Annotated in this window: 5 protein-coding genes and 1 pseudogene; 5 read left to right on the forward strand and 1 reads right to left on the reverse strand. The window is 71.8% G+C overall.

Annotated elements, in window-relative coordinates; genetic code table 11:
- The 3 genes and pseudogenes from GH736_RS20460 to pnuC form a co-directional block, all read left to right on the forward strand.
- Positions 1–491, forward strand: a pseudogene (locus GH736_RS20460) (thioredoxin domain-containing protein); the annotation flags it as partial.
- A 37-nt stretch (positions 492–528) separates the two neighbouring features.
- On the forward strand, positions 529–939 hold the full coding sequence (locus GH736_RS20465; RefSeq protein WP_159606605.1) for a DUF3054 domain-containing protein: 411 nt from the start codon (positions 529–531) through the stop codon (positions 937–939).
- Complete coding sequence (pnuC, locus tag GH736_RS20470; protein WP_159606607.1) at positions 936–1,619, forward strand: nicotinamide riboside transporter PnuC; 684 nt, start codon at positions 936–938, stop codon at positions 1,617–1,619. The genes GH736_RS20465 and pnuC overlap by 4 nt, the downstream gene beginning before the upstream one ends.
- On the opposite strand, the gene GH736_RS20475 is transcribed toward pnuC, so the two are convergent.
- Positions 1,570–1,902, reverse strand: coding sequence for a hypothetical protein (locus GH736_RS20475; RefSeq protein WP_159606609.1), 333 nt, complete (start codon positions 1,900–1,902; stop codon positions 1,570–1,572). The two genes, pnuC and GH736_RS20475, sit on opposite strands and share 50 nt — an antisense overlap.
- Positions 1,903–2,018: 116 nt before the next feature.
- Between GH736_RS20475 and GH736_RS20480 the strand changes: the two genes are divergently transcribed.
- On the forward strand, positions 2,019–2,660 hold the full coding sequence (locus tag GH736_RS20480; RefSeq protein WP_203230885.1) for an RBBP9/YdeN family alpha/beta hydrolase: 642 nt from the start codon (positions 2,019–2,021) through the stop codon (positions 2,658–2,660).
- A 39-nt stretch (positions 2,661–2,699) separates the two neighbouring features.
- Positions 2,700–2,862: DUF7059 domain-containing protein (locus GH736_RS25845; RefSeq protein ID WP_159606611.1), on the forward strand; the 163-nt coding region annotated here is incomplete at its 3' end.

Consider the following 2,862-nt stretch of genomic DNA (forward strand, 5'->3'; position numbering starts at 1 on the left):
TCGTCGCCCACGGGATCGCGCTGCCATCCGACCCGGCGGAGGGTGCGACGCCGTCGGGCGTCACCGCGTGTGCGGATGCCGCGTGGCGGCTCTTCGCCCTCGGCGCGGGCGACCGGTATCGCGAGCTCGCCGAGCGCGCGATGGGATCCGTGGCCGGGATGGCGGTGCAGCGGCCGATCGCATTCGGTGGCGCACTCGCGCTCATGTCGCACCTCGCGGGTCCGCTCGTGCAGCTCGTGACCGTGCTTCCCGACGGCGGGGACCTCGACGGCGCCGACCCGCTGTCGGCGGCGACGCGGCGGCACGCGGCATCCGTCGCCGCCATCGTGACGGAACGGCAGGCGCGAGCCTTCGCGGAGGCCGGCTTCGAGCTCTTCGAGGGCCGGACGGCCCACCGCGAGGCGGCGACCGCCTACCGGTGTCGTTCGTTCGTCTGCGCCCTGCCGGTGCACGACGAGCAGGCGCTCGAGGAGCTCGCGGTCGTGAGCTGAGGGCGTACGGCCCCCGCGGCGTCCGTACGATGGTGGCATGAACGATCGCGCGCGCACCGGCACGGCCGGGCTCGTCGGCGCCCTGCTGCTCGACGTCGCCCTCGTGGTGGTGTTCGCCGTCATCGGACGCTCGAGCCACGCCGAAGGACTCGACCCCGCGGGCGTCTGGACCACGGCCTGGCCGTTCCTCACGGGCCTCGGTCTGGGGTGGCTCGCGGCGACGGCGTGGCGGCATCCGCTCGCCGTCTGGCCGACCGGGGTGCTGGTGTGGGCCGCGACCCTCGTCGTCGGCATGCTGCTCCGCCTCGCGTCGGGCCAGGGCGTCCAGCCCGCGTTCGTCATCGTCGCGGCCGTCACGCTCGCCGTCCTGCTCGTCGGCTGGCGGGCGGTCGCCGCACTCATCACGCGACTGCGCCGCTCCTCCCGTGCGACGGCGGACGCGTCATGAATCCCATCGAGTGGCTGTTCGACGCGCAGCTCGTCATCGGGGACCAGGTGATCCTCTGGCGCGAGATCGTCGGCAACCTCTTCGGTCTCGCGAGCGCGCTCGGCGGCCTGCGCCGCAAGGTGTGGGCGTGGCCCGTCGGGATCATCGGCAACGTGCTGCTCTTCACCGTGTTCCTCGGCGCCGTGTTCGACACCCCGAATCCCGTGAACCTGCTCGGCCAGGCGTCGCGACAGGTGATGTTCATCATCGTCTCCATCTACGGGTGGGTGCGCTGGTCGCGGCACAGCCAGGTGAGCGAGAACGCCGTCGACCCTCGATGGGCCGGCAACCGCGCACGGATCCTGCTCGGCGTCGCGCTCATCGGCGGCACCCTGCTGCTCACGCCCATCTTCCGGGCGCTCGGCTCGTTCGAGCCGGTCTGGGCGGATGCATGGATCTTCATGGGGTCACTGCTCGCCACCTACGGCATGGCGAAGGGCTGGACCGAGTTCTGGCTGATCTGGGTCGCCGTCGACGTCGTCGGCGTGCCGCTCCTCGTCAGCGCCGGCTACTACGCCTCAGCGCTGCTGTACGTGTTCTACGGCGCCTTCACGATCTTCGGATTCATCACCTGGATGCGCGTGCAACGCGTCACCAGGCTGACGGAACCCGGTCGAGCACCGTCCATACCGCCGCGCTGAGCTCGGGGTGGTCGAGCGCGATCTCGCGCAGCAGCTCGTACTCGAACCGTGCGGCATCGCCGTCGCGCGCGGCCGGATGATAGGCGCGGGACCGCGCCGGGCTCCACCGGTCGGAGTGCAGTCGTTCCTCGCGAAGCGTGGCGACGACCTGCTCGTCGACCGAGGGCAGGTCGGGGAGGAAGACCCACGGATCTTCGCCGAGACGGCAGCGCAACTCGATGAGTGCGGCCAGCTCGTCTCGTGCATCCTGTCGCAGGCGCTCCAGCGTCGGCGCGTCAGCCATCTGCGACCTCCCCTCGCTCTTCGATCGTATCCAACGCTACGTGCACCGTGTGACGAGCGGGTTACGGCGAGTGACGGCACGTGGACGCCAGATGACGCGAGCGTGACGTCGTCGCCGTGACGAGGCCCACGCCGCTGGTTGAATGGACCGGATTCGTCGAGGGGAGCGGCATGGCCGAGGAGTTCCTGATCCTGCACGGGTGGCAGAACCGTCGCCCCGAGGGCCACTGGCAGCGCTGGCTCGCCGCCGAGTTCGCCTCGCGCGGGGCGACGGTGCGATACCCGCAGTTGCCCGACCCCGATGCGCCCGTGCTCGACGACTGGATCGACGCGGTGGAGTCCGAGCTGCGAGAGACGGATGCCGCGTCGCTCACCGTCGTAGCCCACAGCCTCGGCTGCCTGCTCTGGTTCGCGTACGTCGCCCGCCGTGCCGAGCAGGGCGTGCTCGGCGCGGTGGCGCGACGCATCGTGCTGGTCGCGCCCGCCGCGCCCGACGTGCTGCGCGGCATCCCCGAGATCGCCGCCTTCGCCCGGTTCGGCGAGCCCGCTGGGGCGGTGTCCGCCGCACACGCCGCCGCCGTGCTCGAGCGGGGCGTCGTCGTCGCGAGTGCCGACGACCCGTACTGCCCGGCCGGTGCCGACGTCGTGTACGCGACACCGTTCGACCTGGACTACGTCGCCGTCGAGGGCGGCGGCCACCTCACGATGGACGACGGCTACGGTCCGTTCCCACTCGTGCTCGAGCTCGCCACCCGCTGACGGCGCTGTGCCGCGGGGACCGTGCGATTGAATGGTGCGGTGAACTCAGAGACCCGACCTGCGCCGACGGATGCCGCGTGGCGCGACGCCGTCCGCCGCCTCCGCGACGACCTCGACGCCGCCGACTTCACCGTCGGCACGCTCGACGTGCTCTGGGGCGCCGATGCGTCGGCTGCGCTGCACCGGGGTGAGCGCGTTCCGG

The organism is Agromyces humi (assembly GCF_009720255.1).
Taxonomy (GTDB): domain Bacteria; phylum Actinomycetota; class Actinomycetes; order Actinomycetales; family Microbacteriaceae; genus Agromyces; species Agromyces humi.

Bases quoted from the DNA above. Each gene is read 5' to 3' on its own strand.
- GH736_RS20465 (WP_159606605.1), top strand. From the start codon at position 529: ATGAACGATCGCGCGCGCACCGGCACGGCCGGGCTCGTCGGCGCCCTG.
- pnuC (WP_159606607.1), top strand. From the start codon at position 936: ATGAATCCCATCGAGTGGCTGTTCGACGCGCAGCTCGTCATCGGGGAC.
- GH736_RS20475 (WP_159606609.1), bottom strand. From the start codon at position 1,902: ATGGCTGACGCGCCGACGCTGGAGCGCCTGCGACAGGATGCACGAGAC.